General features: G+C 64.2%; 19 protein-coding genes. 13 read left to right on the plus strand and 6 right to left on the minus strand.

Annotated elements, in window-relative coordinates; genetic code table 11:
- Window positions 1-86: 86 nt before the first annotated feature.
- Window positions 87-683 carry a CatB-related O-acetyltransferase gene (locus ABX74_RS23885; protein ID WP_070796070.1) on the plus strand — a complete coding sequence of 199 codons (597 nt, stop codon included), beginning with the start codon at window positions 87-89 and terminating at the stop codon, window positions 681-683.
- 12 nt (window positions 684-695) lie between these two features.
- Here the strand turns inward: ABX74_RS23885 and ABX74_RS23890 are convergent, their stop codons facing one another.
- Complete coding sequence (locus tag ABX74_RS23890; protein WP_047889833.1) at window positions 696-1,301, minus strand: hypothetical protein; 606 nt, start codon at window positions 1,299-1,301, stop codon at window positions 696-698.
- A gap of 67 nt (window positions 1,302-1,368) precedes the next feature.
- On the opposite strand from ABX74_RS23890, the gene ABX74_RS23895 reads away from it, so the two are divergent.
- Window positions 1,369-1,722 carry a VOC family protein gene (locus tag ABX74_RS23895; RefSeq protein ID WP_020970627.1) on the plus strand — a complete coding sequence of 118 codons (354 nt, stop codon included), beginning with the start codon at window positions 1,369-1,371 and terminating at the stop codon, window positions 1,720-1,722.
- 88 nt (window positions 1,723-1,810) lie between these two features.
- On the plus strand, window positions 1,811-3,103 hold the full coding sequence (locus ABX74_RS23900; RefSeq protein ID WP_029256132.1) for a M18 family aminopeptidase: 1,293 nt from the start codon (window positions 1,811-1,813) through the stop codon (window positions 3,101-3,103).
- 11 nt (window positions 3,104-3,114) lie between these two features.
- On the opposite strand, the gene ABX74_RS23905 is transcribed toward ABX74_RS23900, so the two are convergent.
- Window positions 3,115-4,092 carry a Dyp-type peroxidase gene (locus tag ABX74_RS23905; protein ID WP_029256131.1) on the minus strand — a complete coding sequence of 326 codons (978 nt, stop codon included), beginning with the start codon at window positions 4,090-4,092 and terminating at the stop codon, window positions 3,115-3,117.
- A gap of 250 nt (window positions 4,093-4,342) precedes the next feature.
- On the opposite strand from ABX74_RS23905, the gene purL reads away from it, so the two are divergent.
- The 9 genes from purL to purM all read left to right on the plus strand — a co-directional run bounded on the left by purL (window position 4,343) and on the right by purM (window position 14,655).
- Window positions 4,343-6,631: a phosphoribosylformylglycinamidine synthase subunit PurL gene (gene purL, locus ABX74_RS23910; RefSeq protein ID WP_019745104.1), complete on the plus strand. Its 2,289-nt coding sequence runs from the start codon at window positions 4,343-4,345 to the stop codon at window positions 6,629-6,631.
- 3 nt (window positions 6,632-6,634) lie between these two features.
- On the plus strand, window positions 6,635-8,419 hold the full coding sequence (locus ABX74_RS23915; RefSeq protein WP_047889834.1) for an alpha/beta hydrolase: 1,785 nt from the start codon (window positions 6,635-6,637) through the stop codon (window positions 8,417-8,419).
- Complete coding sequence (locus ABX74_RS23920) at window positions 8,416-9,072, plus strand: CPBP family intramembrane glutamic endopeptidase (RefSeq protein ID WP_019745102.1); 657 nt, start codon at window positions 8,416-8,418, stop codon at window positions 9,070-9,072. The genes ABX74_RS23915 and ABX74_RS23920 overlap by 4 nt, the downstream gene beginning before the upstream one ends.
- Window positions 9,072-9,461 carry a sterol carrier family protein gene (locus tag ABX74_RS23925; RefSeq protein ID WP_003939745.1) on the plus strand — a complete coding sequence of 130 codons (390 nt, stop codon included), beginning with the start codon at window positions 9,072-9,074 and terminating at the stop codon, window positions 9,459-9,461. The genes ABX74_RS23920 and ABX74_RS23925 overlap by 1 nt, the downstream gene beginning before the upstream one ends.
- Before the next feature lie 125 nt (window positions 9,462-9,586).
- Window positions 9,587-11,164: an amidophosphoribosyltransferase gene (purF, locus tag ABX74_RS23930; protein WP_003940541.1), complete on the plus strand. Its 1,578-nt coding sequence runs from the start codon at window positions 9,587-9,589 to the stop codon at window positions 11,162-11,164.
- A gap of 154 nt (window positions 11,165-11,318) precedes the next feature.
- Entirely contained in the window at window positions 11,319-11,927 is a 609-nt protein-coding gene (locus ABX74_RS23935) for an AIM24 family protein (protein ID WP_020970622.1), read from the plus strand.
- A gap of 3 nt (window positions 11,928-11,930) precedes the next feature.
- Window positions 11,931-12,608: an AIM24 family protein gene (locus ABX74_RS23940; RefSeq protein ID WP_047889835.1), complete on the plus strand. Its 678-nt coding sequence runs from the start codon at window positions 11,931-11,933 to the stop codon at window positions 12,606-12,608.
- 13 nt (window positions 12,609-12,621) lie between these two features.
- A complete protein-coding gene (locus tag ABX74_RS23945) occupies window positions 12,622-13,368 on the plus strand; it encodes an AIM24 family protein (protein ID WP_019745100.1) in 747 nt (248 codons plus the stop codon).
- A 207-nt stretch (window positions 13,369-13,575) separates the two neighbouring features.
- Window positions 13,576-14,655: a phosphoribosylformylglycinamidine cyclo-ligase gene (gene purM / locus ABX74_RS23950; RefSeq protein ID WP_003940225.1), complete on the plus strand. Its 1,080-nt coding sequence runs from the start codon at window positions 13,576-13,578 to the stop codon at window positions 14,653-14,655.
- A 150-nt stretch (window positions 14,656-14,805) separates the two neighbouring features.
- Here purM and ABX74_RS30050 read toward each other — a convergent pair whose 3' ends face one another.
- The 4 genes from ABX74_RS30050 to ABX74_RS23965 all read right to left on the minus strand — a co-directional run bounded on the left by ABX74_RS30050 (window position 14,806) and on the right by ABX74_RS23965 (window position 17,948).
- The gene (locus ABX74_RS30050; protein WP_003940337.1) at window positions 14,806-15,009 is read right to left on the minus strand and encodes a DUF3073 domain-containing protein; all 204 of its coding nucleotides are present in this window, start codon (window positions 15,007-15,009) and stop codon (window positions 14,806-14,808) included.
- Window positions 15,010-15,211: 202 nt separating this feature from the next.
- Window positions 15,212-16,165: an asparaginase gene (locus ABX74_RS23955; protein WP_047889836.1), complete on the minus strand. Its 954-nt coding sequence runs from the start codon at window positions 16,163-16,165 to the stop codon at window positions 15,212-15,214.
- Window positions 16,162-16,830 (minus strand): MOSC domain-containing protein, encoded by a 669-nt coding sequence (locus ABX74_RS23960; protein ID WP_019745099.1) that lies wholly within the window; start codon window positions 16,828-16,830, stop codon window positions 16,162-16,164. Before ABX74_RS23960 ends, ABX74_RS23955 begins: the two co-directional genes overlap by 4 nt.
- Entirely contained in the window at window positions 16,827-17,948 is a 1,122-nt protein-coding gene (locus ABX74_RS23965) for a YgfZ/GcvT domain-containing protein (protein WP_047889837.1), read from the minus strand. The genes ABX74_RS23960 and ABX74_RS23965 overlap by 4 nt, the downstream gene beginning before the upstream one ends.
- A gap of 79 nt (window positions 17,949-18,027) precedes the next feature.
- Here ABX74_RS23965 and ABX74_RS23970 point away from each other — a divergent pair, with 79 nt between their 5' ends.
- Entirely contained in the window at window positions 18,028-18,891 is an 864-nt protein-coding gene (locus ABX74_RS23970; RefSeq protein ID WP_019745097.1) for an aminodeoxychorismate lyase, read from the plus strand.
- The last annotated feature ends 125 nt before the right edge of the window (window positions 18,892-19,016 follow it).

The raw sequence follows: 19,016 nt of genomic DNA on the forward strand, positions 1-19,016 counted from the left end.
CCGGATAGTCTTGCTGCGGTCGGCGACACCGCGCCGACGGATCGGAGTAAGCAGTGAACGCGCCAGATCCCACAAATGTTCATCCGATGGCCGGGCAACCACGAGTGGTGTTGCTGAAGCCGTTGATCGACAACCCGTTGATCGAGGTAGGGGAGTACACCTACTACGACGATCCGGAGTTCGCCGAAGAGTTCGAGACTCGAAACGTGTTGCATCACTACGGTCCCGACAAACTGGTGATCGGAAAGTTCTGCGCCCTGGCCACCGGTGTCACCTTCATCATGAACGGCGCGAACCATCGTATGAACGGTGTCTCCACTTACCCGTTCCCGATCATGGGCGGCGATTGGGCCCGGCACATGGATTTGGTGCAGGATCTGCCGTCGCGCGGTGACACCGTCGTGGGGAACGACGTGTGGTTCGGCGGGAACGTGACAGTCATGCCCGGTGTCCGGATCGGCCACGGGTCGATCGTGTCCACCGGCGCAGTCGTAACACGCGACGTCCCGGACTACGCAATTGTCGGCGGCAACCCGGCGATGGAGATCAAGCGCCGCTTCAGCGCTGAAGACATCGAGAAGTTGGTGCGAATTGCGTGGTGGGACTGGCCGATCGAGAAGATCACCCGCCACGTCCGAGTGATCTCGGACGGTAGTGTCGCGGAACTCGAAGCGGTCGAGTGATCTCCGCGCCCGCTAGTTCGTTCGTGTGAGCGAGTAGTTCCGGACATAAAGCAGGGCGGCCGCGAGAAGGCCGACGGCAAGACCTGTTGCGGTGAAGGTGATCAGGTTCGGCTCGAGGTCGAAGTGGATAACGGCCGATGCCGGGTAGGGGTTCTGAGGGTCGCGCGGTTCGGGAAGGACCACCGAATAGAAGGTGGGCGGCCAGATTCGTCCGACAACGGCAACCGCGAGTCCGTAGGCTGCGCCGAAAGCTGAAAGGGCAAGCGGAAGAGCAAATTTTCTACCGTGCGCGTCGCGGGCCAGTCGCCATCCCGTCGCGTTCAGTATCGCCGAGACGACAACGGCGACAGCCGTTCCGACCATCAGGAACCAAGCGGCCGCGGGGAACCAATGTGGTGCGTCGGAGTAGCTGTAGCCGTCGATCACCCACATGTACCCCGTCTTGCCGTCCTCTATCGGCGGCGGTGGTGGAGGTTGGATGCCGATATGTTCTGTCCGCGTGGATGGCGTGGCAAATCGCCAGGCGAGCACTCCGAGGACGCTCAGGAGTAATCCGGTCGCGATGAAAACTGCGAAGAGTGGTTCTGCAACGCGGTTGCGAAGCGTAGTGAGTCGCATTCGAGGATCGTCTCATCTCAGCCCGAGATCGAGACTCTTTGTCGGTGGCTTGCATTAGCTTGTGCGCATGACTCTCACACTCGGCATGATCACTTTCGACAGTCTCGATCCCGGTCCGCTCGCAACGTGGTGGGCGGCGCAGTTGGGCGGAAACATCGTCGAGGAGAACGACGGTTGGTTCTACATCGTCGCGGTCCCTGACAGCGCCACCAACTTCGCATTCCAGAAGGTCCCGGACCCCACTGCCGGCAAGAATCGCATCCATCTCGATTTGGGGAGTCCGGATCTCGACGCCGAGGTGGCGCGGCTCGTCGAGGCCGGAGCAACCGAGCACCACCGGGAGAACATGGACGGTTTCCGCTGGGTGACGCTCCTCGATCCTGATGGGAACCAGTTCTGCGTGTCCGGTCCTCACGCCTGAGCTGACAGGTTCTGAGCTCACCCGATTCGCGCCCACTGATTTCGTGCCCACTGATTTCGCGGGCACCGATTCGGGCATGATGAGGGGCATGACTTCTCAGACTTCTCGGACCGGGGCCGACGCAGTCGGCCTGTGCAGCTTCGTCGATTCGTCACCGTCGCCGTTCCATGTGTGCGCGACGGTGGCGACCGAGCTGACGGCCGGTGGGTTCGTCGAAGTCCACGAAACGCAGTCGTGGCCCGCCGAGCCCGGACGGTACTTCCTCGTGCGCGGTGGTTCGCTGATTGCCTGGAGCACCGAGGGCGTGGAAAACGCCGCTCCGTTCCGGATCGTCGGAGGTCACACCGACAGCCCGAATCTGCGGGTCAAACAGCATCCCGACCTCACTTCGGCCGGGTGGCAGATGGTGGGCCTCGAACCGTATGGCGGTGCGTGGCTGAACTCCTGGCTCGACCGCGATCTCGGTATCTCCGGCCGATTGAGTGTCCGGGTGGGAAACACGGTGGAGCAGAAGCTGGTTCGCATCGACGACCCGATTCTGCGTGTTCCGCAGTTGGCTATCCACCTGTCCGAAGATCGCAAGGGCGTGACGCTGGATCCGCAGCGGCACCTCAACGGAATCTGGGGAGTGGGTTCGAAACCCAAGTCGTTCATCGGATTTGTCGCCGAGCGTGCGGGTGTAGCCGCGTCGTCGGTTCTCGGCTGGGAATTGATGACACACGATCTTGCGCCCAGCGCAGTCGTGGGGGTGGACAAGGAATTGGTCAGCGCCCCTCGGCTGGACAATCAGGGCACGTGTTATGCAGGGACACAAGCACTTCTGGCCGCAGTCGAGTCACCTGGTCAGCAGGTCCCGGTGCTCGCACTCTTCGATCATGAAGAGGTCGGCAGCATGTCCGACCGTGGAGCTTTCTCAGATCTGCTGAACACCGTGCTCGAACGGATCGTGTTGGGGCGCGGTGGTGGCCGCGAAGAATTCCTGCAGGCGATGGCGGGCTCGGTGTGTGCGTCGGGCGACATGGCTCACGCGACGCACCCCAACTACCCGGACCGCCATGAGCCCGCTCATCGGATCGAGATCAACGGTGGGCCTGTACTCAAGGTGAACCAGAACCTGCGATACGCCACCGATGCGGCCGGTGCAGGCGAATTCGCGCTCGCGTGCGATCAGGCGGGAGTGCCGATGCAGCGCTACGTCCACCGCGCCGATCTGCCGTGCGGCTCCACCATCGGACCCATCACGGCATCACGGACCGGACTGTCCACCGTCGACGTCGGCGCACCCCAGCTCGCGATGCACTCTGCCCGCGAGTTGATGGGCGCGGCAGACGTCCGCATGTATGCCGACGCGCTCGGTGCCTTCCTCACGCCTCGAAGTTAGAGGTCGCGTAGTTAAAGTGCTGAGAGCCCGGCGGGTGCGGCCGGGAGACCCTCGAAGAAGTCGGCGCTCGGTGTGAAGAACATCGAGCCCGTCACGGCCGTCGAGAAGTCGAGTAGTCGGTCGTAGTTGCCGCGGGGGTCGCCGAGAAACATGTTCTCCAGCATCCGTTCGGTGATCGCAGGCGTGCGGCAGTAGCCGATGAAAAAGGTGCCGATCTCGTCGTCACCGAGGCGCCCGTACGGCATGTTGGCACGCAGGATCTCGAGAGCCTTGCCGTTCTCGTCCTTGATTGCGTTGAGCGCGACGTGCGAGTTGGCCGGCTTCACGTCGGACGTCATCTCGATGTCCTCGAGCTTGCTGCGCCCGATCACACCCTCCTGCTCGTCGACGGTGATTGCTTCCCAATCGCGCATCTTGTGGATGTAGCGCTGGATATGGACGTAGCTGCCGCCGGTGAACGCAGGATCCTCGTCGCCGACCGTCACTGCAGCGACGGCGTCGCGGCCGACCGGATTCTCGGTGCCGTCGACGAAGCCGATGAGGTCGCGGTTCTCGAAGTACTGGAAGCCGTGAACCTCGTCGACCACCGTGGCCGCGCCGTGCAGTCGCTTCGTGATCTGCCGAGCCACCTCGAAACACGCGTCCATACTCATCGCGCGGATGTGGAAGAGCAGATCACCGGGAGTCGACGGCGCCGAGTGAACGTCACCCTGCAAAGCGGTGAACGGGTGCAGCAGCGCAGGGCGCTGACCGGCGAACAGTCGATCCCAGGCCAGCGAACCGATGCTCGTCACGACGTCCAAACCCGATCCAGGGACGCGCAGCCCCACAGCCCGCTGCAGGCCGGCGACATCGGCGAGCAGTTCTCGTGTGGTGTTCTCGCCACCCGGATTCACGGTCGCGACCAGGAAAATTGCAGCCGGAGTGAGGGGAGTGGTCACTGACTGGGACTGTGCCGTGAGGTCGGCTTGACGAACATCCTGGGGCATGCGAGACCTTTCGAGGGAAAGAATGAACCGGCCTGACCTTAAGAAAACCGACCGGATTACCCAAACCGGGGCGGGTGTGACGGGCGATACTTCGCAGGCCCGGAGGTGTTGCGGGTGCTGCCGTCTGCGGAAGTCGTCGGCCCACACCGATAGACTGTCCCCCGGCACGTTCTTTCGTTGGGCACATTCGTGGTGTCCCGCTCCGCGCCGGCTTGCCTCTTGACTCCCGTAGGGAAGGGACCACTCTCCAGTGTCTGCTCACCAGGTCGATACCGTCACGCACGCATCGGCTGATCCCGATGCCGCTCAGCCGTTCAAGGAGCTCGGTCTCAAGGACGACGAATACGCACGCATCAAGGAGATCCTGGGCCGCCGTCCCACGGACGCCGAACTGGCGATGTACTCGGTGATGTGGAGCGAGCACTGCTCGTACAAGTCCTCGAAGGTCCACCTCGGATACTTCGGCAAGACCACCACCGACGAGATGCGCGCCAACATGCTGGCCGGTATCGGCGAGAACGCCGGCGTCGTCGACATCGGTGACGGCTGGGCAGTCACGTTCAAGGTCGAGAGCCACAACCACCCCTCGTACGTCGAGCCCTACCAGGGTGCGGCAACCGGTGTCGGCGGCATCGTCCGCGACATCATGGCCATGGGTGCTCGTCCGATCGCCGTCATGGATCAGCTTCGGTTCGGCGCTGCTGACGCCCCCGATACCCGTCGCGTCGTCGACGGTGTCGTGCGTGGTGTCGGTGGATACGGAAACTCCCTCGGCCTCCCCAACATCGGCGGCGAGACGGTCTTCGACGAGTCCTACGCAGGCAACCCGCTGGTCAACGCACTGGCAGCCGGCGTCATGCGCGTCGAGGATCTGCATCTGGCCTTCGCTTCGGGTGCAGGCAACAAGATCATCCTGTTCGGCGCACGCACCGGTCTCGACGGCATCGGCGGCGTCTCGGTCCTCGCGTCGGCGACGTTCGACGACGAGGGTGGAGACACCGGCGGACGTAAGAAGCTCCCTGCGGTTCAGGTTGGCGACCCCTTCACCGAGAAGGTGCTCATCGAGTGCTGTCTCGACCTCTACAAGGCCGGCCTCGTTGTCGGCATCCAGGACCTCGGCGGCGCCGGACTGTCCTGCGCCACCTCCGAGTTGGCTGCGGCCGGCGACGGCGGCATGCACATCAACCTCGAGAAGGTTCCGATGCGCGCCACCGGCATGACCCCCGCCGAGGTGCTCTCGAGCGAATCGCAGGAGCGCATGTGCGCCGTGGTCACGCCCGAGAACGTCGATGCGTTCATGGAGGTCTGCAAGAAGTGGGACGTCCTGGCCACCGACATCGGCGAGGTCACCGACGGTGAGCACCTCACCATCTCCTGGCACGGCGAGACCGTCGTCGACGTTCCCCCGCGCACCGTCGCTCACGAGGGCCCGGTCTACAACCGTCCCGTCGAGCGCCCGGCAAGCCAGGACGCGTTGATCGCGAACACGACCGCCGGACTGAAGCGTCCCGAAACCGACGCCGAGCTCGAAGCGACCCTGCTGAAGATGATCGCCTCGCCTGCCCTGTGCAGCCGCAAGTGGATCACCGAGCAGTACGACCGCTACGTCCGCGGTAACACCGTCCTGGCCGAGAACGCCGACGGCGGTGTCATCCGCATCGACGAGAAGACCGGACGCGGAATCGCACTGTCCACCGACGCTTCGGGCCGCTACACCGCGCTCGATCCGTACACCGGTGCGCAGCTCGCATTGGCCGAGGCTTTCCGCAACGTGGCAGTCACGGGCGCAACGCCCAAGGCCGTCTCCAACTGCCTGAACTTCGGTTCTCCCGAGGACCCGGGTGTCATGTGGCAGTTCCAGCAGGCCGTTCGCGGCCTCGCCGACGGCTGCGCCACCCTCGGCATCCCCGTCACCGGCGGCAACGTCAGCTTCTACAACCAGACCGGATCCACGGCCATCCTGCCGACGCCGGTGGTTGCCGTCCTCGGTGTGATCGACGACGTTCACCGCCGTATCCCGACGGGCCTCGGACTCGAGCCTGGCGAGACGCTGATCCTGCTCGGCGACACCCACGACGAGTTCGACGGTTCCATCTGGTCGCAGGTCGAGCACGGTCACCTCGGTGGCGTGCCGCCGAAGGTCGACCTCGCCCGTGAGCAGCTGCTTGCGGACATCCTGCTCGCCTCCTCGCGTGACGGACTGGTCACCGCAGCTCACGACCTCTCCGAGGGTGGACTGGCCCAGGCTGTCGTCGAAGCCGCGCTGGCCGGCGAAACCGGTTGCCGCATCCTGATTCCCGAGGGCGCAGATCCGTTCGTGACCCTGTTCTCGGAATCGTCCGGACGCGTCCTGGTTGCGGTTCCTCGCACCGAGGAGACCCGCTTCACCGGTATGTGCACCGCTCGCGGCTTGCCGTGGACGCGTATCGGGGTCGTCGACGAGGGCAGCGACTCCGTCGAGGTCCAGGGACACTTCTCCGTCACGATGGCCAAGCTCCGTGAGGCCTTCGAGGGAACGCTGCCCGCACTGTTCGGGTGATAGATGGTCGATTCCGGAGAACTGACTTCTTCTGACAGCCAGCCGCAGGAACACCACCTGCGGCTGGCTGTTCCCGCATCTCTCGAGAAGTTCGACAACCGCTTCACCGAGTGGGCGTGGGGGCTCCTCAAACTCGACTTCACCGGCATCGCGTTTGCCGCGTTCTTCTTCTGCTGGTCTCTGACGCCGTCGTTGCTGCCGCGCGATTGGCTCTTCCAGGGTCTGATCGGCGGCATCAACTCGGCCATCGGCTACGGCGTCGGCACCGCGATCGGTTGGGCTGTGGAGCGATACCTGCTCAGCGGTCGACGGTGGTGGCCCCTTCCCGAGCCGGTGCCTTCCGCGATCAAGGTCTTCGTACCGGTCGCATCCATCGTCGCGGCGATCATCATGTTGGTCTACGCCGCCGGGTGGCAACGCGAAATTGCGGCGCTGACCGACGCCGAAGGCACGACCACCTCCGGCTACATCCGAACCCTCGGATTGAGCCTCTTCATCGGCGGCCTGCTCATCTCGATCTGGCGGGTCCTCCACGATCTGGTGAAACTGATTGCCCGACAGCTGATGCGGCGGTTCCACTGGTCGCGGTCTGTGGCCAATGGTGTCGGCGTCCTGGTTGTCACCGTCCTGTTCTTCATGTTGGTCGACGGCGTCCTGGTCCGCGGAATCTATGCCGCGACCAACTCGATCTTCAGTCTGCAGAACTCGACCACTCGAGACGGCGTCGTCGAACCGCAGGATCCGATGAAATCGGGTAGCCCCGAATCTGCTGCTCCCTGGGACACATTGGGGTTCGAGGGACGAAACTTCGTCTCGCGTGGACTGGACGCCCAGGAACTCGAAGCGGCAACCGGTAAGCCTGCGATGGATCCGATTCGCGTGTATGCCGGACTCGAAAGCGCCGAAGATCCCGAAGAGCGCATGGATCTGGTCATCAAGGAACTGGAGCGAACCGGCGCCTTCCAACGTAAGGTCCTTGTGGTCATTCCGACGACAGGTACGGGGTGGGTCAATCCCACTGCGGCACAGGCAATCGAGCTTGTACATGGCGGCGACACTACTCTTGTCGCCAGCCAGTACTCGTACCTGCCGAGTTGGATCTCGTTCCTCGCAGACCAGGAGAAGGCGCAAGCTGCCGGTCGCCTTTTGATCGAGCGGGTACACGAAAGATGGCTTCAGGAACCGGAAGCCACCAGACCGAAGTTCATGGTCTACGGCGAGAGCCTCGGCGTCATGGCCGGCGCGGGGGCATTCGACACACTGCAAGCGGCGCGCGATACCGCCGACGGAATTCTGTGGGTAGGTCCACCGAACGCGACGCAGTTGTGGCGTTCGATCGAGAAGAGGCGCGATCCCGGCACTCCCGAAGTGGCGCCCGTGTACGCGGACGGTCTGGCCGGAGTCCGGTTCGCGGATCGCTCCGAAGACATTCCGACCGACGGTATGACGTGGCCGCAGCCGCGAGTTCTGTTTGTCCAGCATCCTTCCGATCCGGTGGTGTGGTGGTCACCCGACCTCATGTTCAACCGGCCCGAGTGGCTCAAGGAAGTACCGGGATTCGACCGCTCACCGTCGATGAAATGGTTCCCGGTCGTGACGTTCTGGCAGGTGTCCGCAGACCTCGGTAACGCCGCGGGAGTTCCGGACGGTCACGGTCACAATTACGGAACCTCCGTTCTGGACGCCTGGATCAGCGTCGCCCAGCCTGAGGGATGGACGGCCGCAGAAACCGAGCGGGTGCGGTCGGCGTTGGTTGTCGCCGTGAAATCCGAGGGCCCCGAGAAGTGAGGGGAGTCGCCTCGATCGCGCTCTCCGCCGCCGCGATCACCTGGAGCAACGTCGTGCTTCCGGCATTCGGTCTTTCGCCTCGCGCTCGCGCCGTGGTCAACACCGCAGCCGGTCTGTCGGCCATCGGAGTCTTACTCGCGCGTGGTTACACCCGCGAGGAACTCGGATTGGCGCACACCGGAATTCGTGGTGGTGCCCAGTTCGGCGGAGCCGCGGCCGGGGCGGTCCTCACCGGCTACAGCGCCGCTCTGGTTGTCCCGTCCTTGCGTGCGACACTCGCTGCCGACGAGCGAGCAGACGGCCGTGAGGACTTCCTCGAATGGATCATCTTGCACATCCCCTTCGGCACGGTGCTTTCCGAGGAACTGCTGTTCCGTAGCGCGATGTCCGCAGTCTGGAATCGTGAGCTGAACCGTCCCACCGCGCAGGCTGTTCATGCACTGACTTTCGGGTTGTGGCACGTCGCCCCCGCCCGCGGCGCCGGCGACAACGTTCCCGCTGCAGTGGCATTCACCGGCGCGTCGGCACTGCTGTTCGAGTGGCTGCATCGCAGGGGTGGCAGCGTCCTCGCACCGGCATTGCTGCACCTCGCGACCAATGCCGGTGGCGCACTTGCCGTTCGTATCGCTACTCGCAGACAGGGAGTGAACTGATGCCGCCCCGCCGCGCCGTCGACCCCGCCGAATTCCGTGCCGCAGTCCTGGCTGTCGGCCCGTGGCTTCGCGATCCGGAACTTCCGAAGCCTTCTCGCGCTGAACTCGGCGCCGCAGTGAAGATGAGTGCGCGCACTCTCGAACAGATCGCCCCCGGATCGAGCGTCGAGGTGCGGGTGCCGCCGTTTGTCGCCGTGCAATGCATCGAAGGTCCACGTCATACGCGCGGAACCCCGCCAAACGTCGTCGAGACGGACGCTCGCACGTGGTTGCAGATGGTCACCGGACTGCTCGAGTTTTCTGAGGCCGCAGGGGACGGGCGAGTCGACGCCTCAGGTAGCCGCGCCCCCGAAATTGCGCACTGGCTCCCACTGCTCCGGTTGGCGTAGTGACAGAGACCATCCGGTTCGCTTCGGCGTGATCTGAGGCCCAAGGCTGCCCTCAGGGGAAGTGTGTCCCAAAATGGCCGTAGACTGTGGATGCCCCCCAACCCCTGCCCACAAGGGAGCGCCCGGTGACTCGTGCCGATCTGTCGGTCAACAGTCCAAATCTCCTCGCTTCGAACCCGTCCGACGAGGACGAGAACGAGCCCCGCGAAGAATGCGGTGTATTCGGCGTCTGGGCGCCGGGAGAGGATGTGGCGAAGCTCACTTATTACGGCCTGTACGCACTTCAGCACCGTGGTCAAGAAGCTGCCGGCATTGCGGTAGCCGACGGCTCCCAGGTGTTGGTGTTCAAGGATCTCGGCCTGGTCAGCCAGGTATTCGACGAGCAGACTCTCGCAGCGATGCCAGGACATGTCGCCGTCGGACATTGCCGTTACTCCACCACCGGTTCCACGACGTGGGAGAACGCGCAGCCCATCTTCCGTACGACCACTGCCGGTACCGGCATCGCGCTCGGCCACAACGGCAACCTGGTCAACACCGCTGAACTCGCGAGCCGCACCCGTGCCGCCGGCCTGGTCAACGACAAGCGCCCCAATGCCGCGACTTCCGACTCCGACCTCATCGGTGGTCTCCTGGCACACGCTGCCGGCGACAGCACCATCGAACAGGCCGCGATGGAATTGCTTCCCACGTTGGAGGGCGCGTTCTGCCTCACCTTCATGGACGAGCACACGCTGTACGCAGCGCGCGATCCGCACGGCATCCGCCCGCTATGCCTCGGTCGACTCGACCGCGGTTGGGTAGTCGCCAGCGAGACCGCAGCCCTCGACATCGTCGGCGCGTCGTTCGTTCGCGACATCGAACCCGGTGAGCTACTCGCGATCGACGCAGACGGCGTCCGCTCCTCGCGTTTCGCGAACCCGACTCCCAAGGGTTGTGTCTTCGAGTACGTCTACCTCGCGCGTCCCGACAGCGTCATCGGTGGCCGTTCGGTCCACTCGACCCGCGTCGAGATCGGCCGTCTGCTCGCCAGCGAGCACCCCGCCGAAGGCGATCTGGTCATCCCCGTTCCCGAGTCCGGCACCCCCGCAGCCGTCGGGTACGCCCAGGGTTCGGGCATTCCTTACGGCCAGGGTTTGATGAAGAACGCCTACGTCGGCCGTACCTTCATCCAGCCGTCGCAGACGATCCGTCAGCTCGGTATCAGGCTCAAGCTCAACCCGCTCAAGGAAGTCATCCGCGGCAAGCGGCTTGTGGTGGTGGACGATTCGATCGTCCGCGGTAACACTCAGCGTGCGCTCATCCGGATGCTCCGCGAAGCCGGCGCCCTCGAAATTCACGTCCGTATCGCCTCGCCGCCGGTCAAGTGGCCCTGCTTCTACGGCATCGACTTCGCCTCACCGGCCGAATTGATCGCCAACGGAGCAGGCGGACAGGATGCGACGTTCGAGGAAATGCTCGACGGTGTGCGTCGTTCCATCGGAGCGGACACGCTCGGATACATCTCTACCGAAGGCATGATCGCCGCGACCGAGCAGCCGGCCAGCCGTCTGTGCGCCGCCTGCTTCGACGGGACCTACCCGATCGCGCTTCCCAAGGAAACGTCGATCGGCAAGAACGTCCTCGAGGGGATGCTCGAGAGCACCGCAGGTTCGACGGCCACTCGCGACAACGACAACGCGAGCGCGCTCAGCCGCCCCTGAACACCGAAAGCTGCAAAAGCGCCGAAAATCGATAGCCGAGAATCTGCCGTCCACAACATGTGGGCGGCAGATTTTCTGTTCCACGACTTTCCGTTCGACGACACGGCATACGTCGTGAGCATCTGGCATAGTGCCCTCCGTGGCGCAACTGAGAATGGATGGGCACCGGGTACTGGTCGCAGACCTGGTGGGGGACACCATCAAAGCGATCAACGGTTCGATGGTGGCGTACGAGGGTGCGATCACCTTCAAGAACGCCGGTATGGGCGGTGGCGGAGGGTTACGTGCCGCGCTGAAACAGAAGGCGGCAGGTGAATCACTGTCCCTGATGGAAGTCAGCGGACAAGGCACCGTCTACTTCGCGGTCGACGCCCAGGACATCACGATCATCGAACTCGACAACGACGCTCTGCACGTGGAAGCGTCACAGTTGCTCGCACTGGTCGGACAGCTGCGAACCGATGTGAAATTTGCCGGCCTCCGCGGCGCAGGTTCCGGACAGGGCTTGTTCACGACGGTCGTCAGCGGCACCGGTCTGGTGGCCGTGCTGTCGAAGGGCGGACCGATCATCGCGCTCGAAGTCAGCCCGCAGTATCCGCTGGTTGCCGATCCCGACGCATTCGTCGCTCACCGTGGCCAGCTCAACCAGAGCTTCGTCACCGACGTCACCTGGCGCTCCGCGATCGGCGGTGGCAGCGGTGAAGCGTTCTCGCTGCGATTCGACGGATCCGGAGTCGTCTACATCCAGCCCGAGGAGCGCTGAACCATGCCGTTGGAATTGGTGAACAGCAAGGTCGTCAAGTCGACCCTCGCGCCTGGCCAGAACGTGCTTGCCCGCACCGGGTCGATGCTCTACTACACCGGTGACGTCCGCTTCGTCCCGCACAGCATGGGCGGTGGGCCAGGCGCCATGCCGAACATGGGCGGTATCGCCGGGATGGCCGGCCGCATGATGTCCGGCGAGCATGCACGCATGATGGCGGCCGAGGGAAACGGTGAGGTCTTCTACGGGCACGCCGGCTTGTATGTCGAGGTCATCCACCTCGACGGTTCGTCGATGCTCACGGTCGAAGCCGACCGACTCCTCGCACACGACGGTTACCTCCAGAGTTCGATAGTCGCTCTCACGTCGCAGGGCGGTGTGCGCGGAGCGGTACGCGGAGCGATGACCGGTCAAGGACTGTTCACGACGCAGTTGCACGGCCAGGGAAGCGTCGCGGTTCTCTCGCACGGGGGCGCGATTCCGTTGCAGGTCGGTCCGAACAATCCTCAGGTCGTCGTCGACCCGCAGGCATACGTGTGCCATATCGGTCAGATCAACGTCGACATCTCCGCGAACGTCGGCTGGCGCGAGGCAGTCGGCAAAGGCTCGGGGGAGTCCATCCAGCTGAAGATGACCGGCGCCGGCACCGTCTGGGTCCAGGCGTCCGAGCAGAAGTTCTGAGAGGGCAAAGAGCATGGGTATCGAAATTCACAATCCGGCAACTCTGCCCGCCAACGACAACGTCCCGGGCAACGACTACGCCTTCTGCGTCGAGATGGCCGGACAACCGTGGTTCACGTCCAAGGGCGCGATGATCGCGTACTACGGAAACATCAACTTCGAGCCGCTCGGGCGCACGAGCATGACGGCGATCGTCGCGGCCAGGTTCTCTTCGCCGCTCTACGCGGACGACTGGGTGCTCGCCCAGGGGCAGGGCAAGTTGATCCTCGGCGACCGCGGATTCAACATCAATTCCTACGACCTCGACGACGGCAACCTCACGATTCGCGCGGCCAATCTCCTCGCCTTCGAGACGAGCCTGGACCTCAAACAGTCCATCGTCCCAGGCTTTTTGACGCTGCTGGGAACGGGCAAGTTCCTGGCGTCGTCCAACGGCCCGGTCATGTTCGCGGAGCCGCCGCTGCGCATCGACCCGCAGGCGTTGGTGGGTTGGGCCGACTGCCCGTCGCCGTCCCATCACTTCGATGCGGACTGGATGCAGAGCTTCCTGGGCGCGGTTCGGGGAAGCATGTTCGGCGCGAATACCGGTGAAGAACGCCAGTTCGATTTCACCGGAGCCGGCACGGTGCTGATCCAGTCGAGCGAGAAGGTCGTCCACGACGGGCACCTCCTCAAACACATCGAATCCGAGACCGTTGCACTCGGGCAGAACAGTCTGCGAGCGCTGCACTCCTCGATCGGTGCGCGGCTGCAGAACTGACGTCTCGGGGTACGCGAGGTCTCACCGAGGGGGCCGGTCCGGTAGCGTATGGGCGTAATCGTCGGTATTTGTGTGCGCGCTCTGGGTCTCGAGTCGAACGATCCATCTCGCGTCACGAGGATTGCAAACACTTCACATTGCAAGACCACTTACCTGTGCACGAGCAATACGTGCTCGCGAGAAATACAAGGCTGGAGTAGTAACCCGATGACCGAGGACAGTCACCGCACCGCAGGCGCCTCCTACGCGGCAGCAGGAGTCGATATCGCCGCAGGCGACCGGGCGGTGGAACTCTTCGCCCCTCTGGCCAAGAAGGCCAGCCGCCCCGAGGTCATGGGTGGCCTCGGTGGTTTCGCCGGCTTGTTCTCCCTCAAGGGTGACTACAAGGAGCCGCTGCTCGCCGCATCGACCGACGGCGTCGGAACCAAGCTCGCTGTCGCGCAGGCGATGGACAAGCACGACACGGTCGGACTCGACCTCGTCGCCATGGTTGTCGACGACCTCGTCGTCTGTGGCGCCGAGCCGCTGTTCCTTCAGGACTACATCGCTGTCGGCCGGGTCATCCCCGAGCGCGTCGCGGAATTGGTCAGCGGCATCGCCGAGGGCTGCATCCAGGCCGGTTGCGCTCTCCTCGGAGGCGAGACCGCCGAGCACCCCGGCATCATGGCTGACGGTGACTACGACCTCTCCGCCACCGGCGTCGGTGTCGTGGAGGCCGAGAAGCTGCTCGGACCGGACCGCGTTCGCCCCGGCGACGTCGTCATCGCCATGGGCTCGTCGGGACTTCACTCCAACGGTTACTCCCTGGCCCGCAAGGTCCTGCTCGAGATCGACCGCATGAACCTGAGCGCACACGTCGACGAGTTCGGCCGCACGCTCGGTGAGGAACTGCTCGAGCCCACGAAGATCTACGCCAAGGACTGCCTGGCACTCGCTGCCGAGACCGACGTGCGCACCTTCTGCCACGTCACCGGTGGCGGCCTCGCCAACAACCTTGCACGCGTCATGCCCAAGGGCTTGGTCGCCGAACTCGATCGCGGAACCTGGAGCCCCGCTCCGGTGTTCGCGATGATCGCGCAGCGCGGACGCGTCGAGCGCGCCGAGATGGAGCAGACCTTCAACATGGGCGTCGGCATGGTTGCCGTCGTGGCGCCCGAGGACGTCGACCGCGCACTTGCCGTCCTGACTGCACGCCACATCGACTGCTGGACGCTCGGTAGCGTCAAGAAGGCGTCGGACGCCGCTGCAGAGCGTGCGTTCCTGGCCGGAGACCACCCGCGCTTCTAGACCGCAACGTCAGCTGCCCCATCGGAGAGATCCGGTGGGGCAGTTTTGTGTGTCCGTACAAGCAGGCGCGAGGCAGAAAATGGAACGCAAAAATGAGGAAGAGCGATCAGCTCTTCCTCATTTCACAGTCTGCGCGGTGGCAGTGCGCGGTCAACGCCGCCAGTCGTCGTAGTCGTCCTCTCGCGCATGCCCTTCCCTATCGGAAGTCTGGTCCGATCGGACACTGCTCCGATGCGAGTTGGTCGATCCACCTGCGAGCTCTCTTTGCAGGCTGTCGAAATCCGTGGTCGGTACGCTGTACTTCAATTCGCGTGCAACCTTGGTCTGCTTTGCCTTAGCCCGGCCGCGGCCCATGGCTGACCCCCTCGCGCTTTCGCGGGGCGGCCTGGGGAATTTGGCGGCCCCGTTTGAGTGTGTAAGTTTCCTGACACACACTCTAGCGTGGAAAAGTCGCTTCCGCTTCCACGAACGCCTCACCGCCGTGTCTGATTGCTCTCACTATGGCCGCGAGCTGCCAGGATGCTGAAAGAACTCGTCAGAACTTTGTGAGAACTGCTCAGAAGTTTCCGGGAATTGCGCGAATCGTCCCCACTCGGGCGTCGCCGCCGAAGACCGGAGCGGATGCGAGAGCCGCCAATTCCTCGGTCCACTCGGTGTTCATTCGCTTGAGCAGAGCTGCCGCCAAGGGCAGGAGCGCCCGCTCGTGGCCGTCGTCGATCTTGAGGGCGAAAGCGGAACCGTCGGGAAGCGCTCCGGCGTAGATGCCGTCGTATCCGGTCTTGGAGAACAGACCCGGCACGGCCGACATCAGGCGCTGATCGTTGCGGCCCGTGCCCGAGACGAGGAAGGGGTTTTCGCGGACCGCGTCGGCCACAGCCCGTTCGGGGGAGTCCGGCTCAGCCGAGGGCAGGCGTCCGAATGCCCGAGACAGGTTCGTGAGCGAAAGCGGGACGATCGGGAGCCCACAACCGTCGATGCCGAGTTCCTGCTCTTCCTCGCCGCTGAGATCGAAGATCGTCTCCTGGATCGCGAGTTGGAGGGGATGGGTCGGCTCCATGTACGTCTCGAGCGGCCAGTCGTTCACGACGCACGTCGCGAGCATCGCGGAGTGCTTGCCCGAGCAGGTCATGTAGATCGGACTGGGAAGCTCGCCCGCTGCGATCAGTTCGGCTCGGGCCAGTTCGTTGCCCGGCAGATCGGAGGGGCACTGCAACTGGTCGACACCGAGTTGGTAGCGAGCGAGAAGCGCGGCGACCAGTTCGATGTGATCGGCCTCGCCCGCATGTGAGGACGACGCGACGGCCAACTCTTCCGGACTGGTGGGTGCAAAGCCGTTACGAAGCGCAGCGACGGCTTGCAGCGGCTTGTTCGCCGAGCGTGGGTAGATGGGTGTGTGAATCTCCCCGAGTCCGACAACGACCTCGCCGTCGGCGCCGAGAATGACGGCCGATCCGCGATGCACGCATTCGCGGAATCCGGAGCGGACCACTTCCACCAATTCGATACTCACGAGTGCACCTGCGCTTCTGCTTGTTCGATGAACCTCTGGACGCGCGCGGCGACGTTCGGTGCAAGATCGGTGTGTTCTGCGAGGAGCCGTCGGAGTCTCTCGGGGTCGGTTCCGGCAAAGACTTCTCGAACAGTCACTCCGTGATCCGGTACGTGGACTCGGGTGACCGAGTCGCCCGCGGCGATCGTGCCGGTCCGGTTGACGCGAAGGTAGGCGCCGACGTCGGTCCGCTCGGTGAATCTTTTGACCCAGCCCTTTTCCGCGGCCCAGATGCCGAACGTGCCGCACGGGACGCGGGGAGCGGTTACCTCGAGTTCGAGAACGTCCGACGCCTCGGCTCCGGTGATGTGCCAACGCTCGCCGATCACGGCGTCCGTGACGAGCATTCCGCTGATGTGGAGGTTCTCGCCGAACCACCCCGGGGCGAGCGGTCGGCCCAACTCGTCCGACCATCGCTGCGCTTCGTCGCGCTGATACGCGTAGACAGCTTGGAAGGCGCCGCCGTGGAACTCGGTGTCGCAGACGTAGTCGCCACCCAGGCCGAGTCGGCCGACCGCGACGCGGCCGTCGACGGGACGCTTGTCGATCGCGGTCCGGGGGACTCGCCTGACGCCACTGTCACGTTCGGTGTGGACGACGCAGACCGCGTCGACCATGCCCGTCACTTTCCGCGCAATCGGTTGACAGCCTCACGTCCGGCCTGGGGTGCGTCGTCCGCGACGATCGAATCCGGATCGATGGACGCAGCGCTGGGGCCGGCCATCAGTTCGGTGTCGACCGGAATGTTGCGCTTGATCAGAGCGAGCGCGATCGGGCCGAGTTCGTGATGATTGACGACGGTCCCGACACGTCCGACTGCTCGTCCGCCCGCCGTGATCGGGTCACCCGGTTCCGGGACCGCTTCGGCGCTGCCGTCGAGGTGCAACATGACGAGATGGCGCGGGGGCTTGCCGAGATTGTGAACCCGGGCGACGGTTTCCTGACCGCGGTAGCAGCCCTTGTCGAGGTGGACGGCGCCGTGTTCGGCCGGCCCGCCGATCCAGTGGACCTCGTGCGGGATCGTCCGCTCGTCGGTGTCCAGTCCGAGGCGGGGCCTCCTCGCTTCGACGCGGAGCGCCTCGAAGGCCCAACTTCCGGCGGGCTTGGCACCGGCATCGGTCAGCTTGGTCCACCACACCGCCAGTTGCTCCCGTGGGACGAGCAGATCGAAAGAGTCCTCGGTGGGCCACGGCATGCGGCGGACGAACCCGCCGTCGGACAGCGCGAGAGCGTCGTAGGCATCGGTTGGTGTCTGCACGCCGATCGCGGAGAGGACAGCCGGGGATTCGGGACCGACCAGGCTCAGGACCGCGAGTTCGTTGCCGTCTCGAGGTTCGGCCTTGGACCAGAACACCATCTTCTTCAAGAAGGAGAGGAGGTCGGGTCCGCGGTCGGCTTCGGTGTCGATCCAGGTGACACCGGCCAGGTCCGTCTGCACGAAGTGGTGCTCGACGCGTCCGTTGACATCCAGGCTCAGGTTCTCGGCACTCTTGCCGTCGGGGAGCGCGGCGATGTGCTGGCTCGAAATCGTGTGCAGCCACGTGAGGCGTTCGTCGCCGGGAATGGCGATCACGAATCTGTGACTGCGGTCGACCACCGCTGCTGCGCGCTGCGCGGTTCGCTGTTCACCGAGGGGATCGCCGTAGTGCCATGCGACACCGATGTCGGCCGAACCGTCCGGTGCGGTGACCGCGCCGGGGGAAGTCAGAAGTGGGCTGTTGGGCACAAGAGCGTTGTCGACCACAAGACCAGTCTAGGAGTGTGGGCGGGATCGCGGTTACAGGGCGGCCCCGGCGGCTTGGCGGATCGTTAGGGTTGATGGCATGCCTGATCGCGTATTGGTGACTCTCGACCATGAGGTGCTCGATGCTGACGCACCGTTTCTGCACGCCGACGACCTGGCGGTGGTGCGCGGCGACGGAGTCTTCGAGACGCTGTTGGTACGCGACGGTAGGGCGCGGGTGGTCGAGGGACATCTGAGTCGACTGGTTCTGAGCGCGCGGGCACTGGGTCTGCCCGCCCCCGTTCTCGATGACTGGCGTCTGGCGATCGAGATGGCAGCCGAGGAGTGGGGGACAGAGAAGGAAGGCGCGCTTCGTCTCGTTCTGACTCGCGGCAGGGAGAGCGGCGACAAGCCCACAGCCTTCGTGATGGTCGGTCCGGTGGCCGATCGGGTCAGACAGGTCCGCGAATCGGGGCTTTCGGTGATGACTCTCGAGCGAGGTTTCTCGGTCGATCTCTCTGCCCGGGCACCCTGGCAGCTACTGGGCGCGAAGACGTTGTCCTACGCAACCAACATGGCAGCGCTCCGATATGCGGCGAATTTGGGTGCCGACGATGTGATCTTCGTCAGTTCCGAGGGCAATGTGTTGGAGGGGCCACGCTCGACGGTGGTGATCGTTCGGGACAGGACTTTGATCACACCGCCTCCCGCACAGGGCATTTTGATGGGTACGACGCAGCGTGCCCTCTTCGACGTTGCCGGCAGTGCTCGCTTCGATTGCCGATACGAAACCCTCCGACCTGCGGATTTGATTGCGGCCGACGGAGTGTGGATGGTTTCGAGCGTCACGCTGGCCGCGCGCGTCCATACACTCGACGGGCTCGCATTGCCAGAGCCGAAGGTCTCCGAGGAATTCGCGGAATTGGTTGAACGTGCAATTGATTCGGATTCAGCAGGGCGATAGGCGAATAGGAATCGCGACAGGTCTCTACTACATTTGGTAGTAGCAAAGTCCTGCGGTCCAAACCGGACAGCAGTACCGTGTCCGCAGGGGCCGAGCGACTGCCCGCGTCTCGAACCCCGAAGCCT

The organism is Rhodococcus sp. ARP2 (assembly GCF_001029585.1).
GTDB lineage: Bacteria > Actinomycetota > Actinomycetes > Mycobacteriales > Mycobacteriaceae > Rhodococcus_F > Rhodococcus_F erythropolis.

Bases quoted from the DNA above. Each gene is read 5' to 3' on its own strand.
- ABX74_RS23970 (WP_019745097.1), top strand. From the start codon at position 18,028: ATGCCTGATCGCGTATTGGTGACTCTCGACCATGAGGTGCTCGATGCT.
- ABX74_RS23925 (WP_003939745.1), top strand. From the start codon at position 9,072: ATGCCGCCCCGCCGCGCCGTCGACCCCGCCGAATTCCGTGCCGCAGTC.
- ABX74_RS23895 (WP_020970627.1), top strand. From the start codon at position 1,369: ATGACTCTCACACTCGGCATGATCACTTTCGACAGTCTCGATCCCGGT.
- ABX74_RS23885 (WP_070796070.1), top strand. From the start codon at position 87: ATGGCCGGGCAACCACGAGTGGTGTTGCTGAAGCCGTTGATCGACAAC.
- ABX74_RS23915 (WP_047889834.1), top strand. From the start codon at position 6,635: ATGGTCGATTCCGGAGAACTGACTTCTTCTGACAGCCAGCCGCAGGAA.
- ABX74_RS30050 (WP_003940337.1), bottom strand. From the start codon at position 15,009: ATGGGCCGCGGCCGGGCTAAGGCAAAGCAGACCAAGGTTGCACGCGAA.
- ABX74_RS23940 (WP_047889835.1), top strand. From the start codon at position 11,931: ATGCCGTTGGAATTGGTGAACAGCAAGGTCGTCAAGTCGACCCTCGCG.
- purM (WP_003940225.1), top strand. From the start codon at position 13,576: ATGACCGAGGACAGTCACCGCACCGCAGGCGCCTCCTACGCGGCAGCA.
- ABX74_RS23890 (WP_047889833.1), bottom strand. From the start codon at position 1,301: ATGCGACTCACTACGCTTCGCAACCGCGTTGCAGAACCACTCTTCGCA.
- ABX74_RS23900 (WP_029256132.1), top strand. From the start codon at position 1,811: ATGACTTCTCAGACTTCTCGGACCGGGGCCGACGCAGTCGGCCTGTGC.
- ABX74_RS23935 (WP_020970622.1), top strand. From the start codon at position 11,319: ATGGATGGGCACCGGGTACTGGTCGCAGACCTGGTGGGGGACACCATC.
- ABX74_RS23905 (WP_029256131.1), bottom strand. From the start codon at position 4,092: ATGCCCCAGGATGTTCGTCAAGCCGACCTCACGGCACAGTCCCAGTCA.
- ABX74_RS23945 (WP_019745100.1), top strand. From the start codon at position 12,622: ATGGGTATCGAAATTCACAATCCGGCAACTCTGCCCGCCAACGACAAC.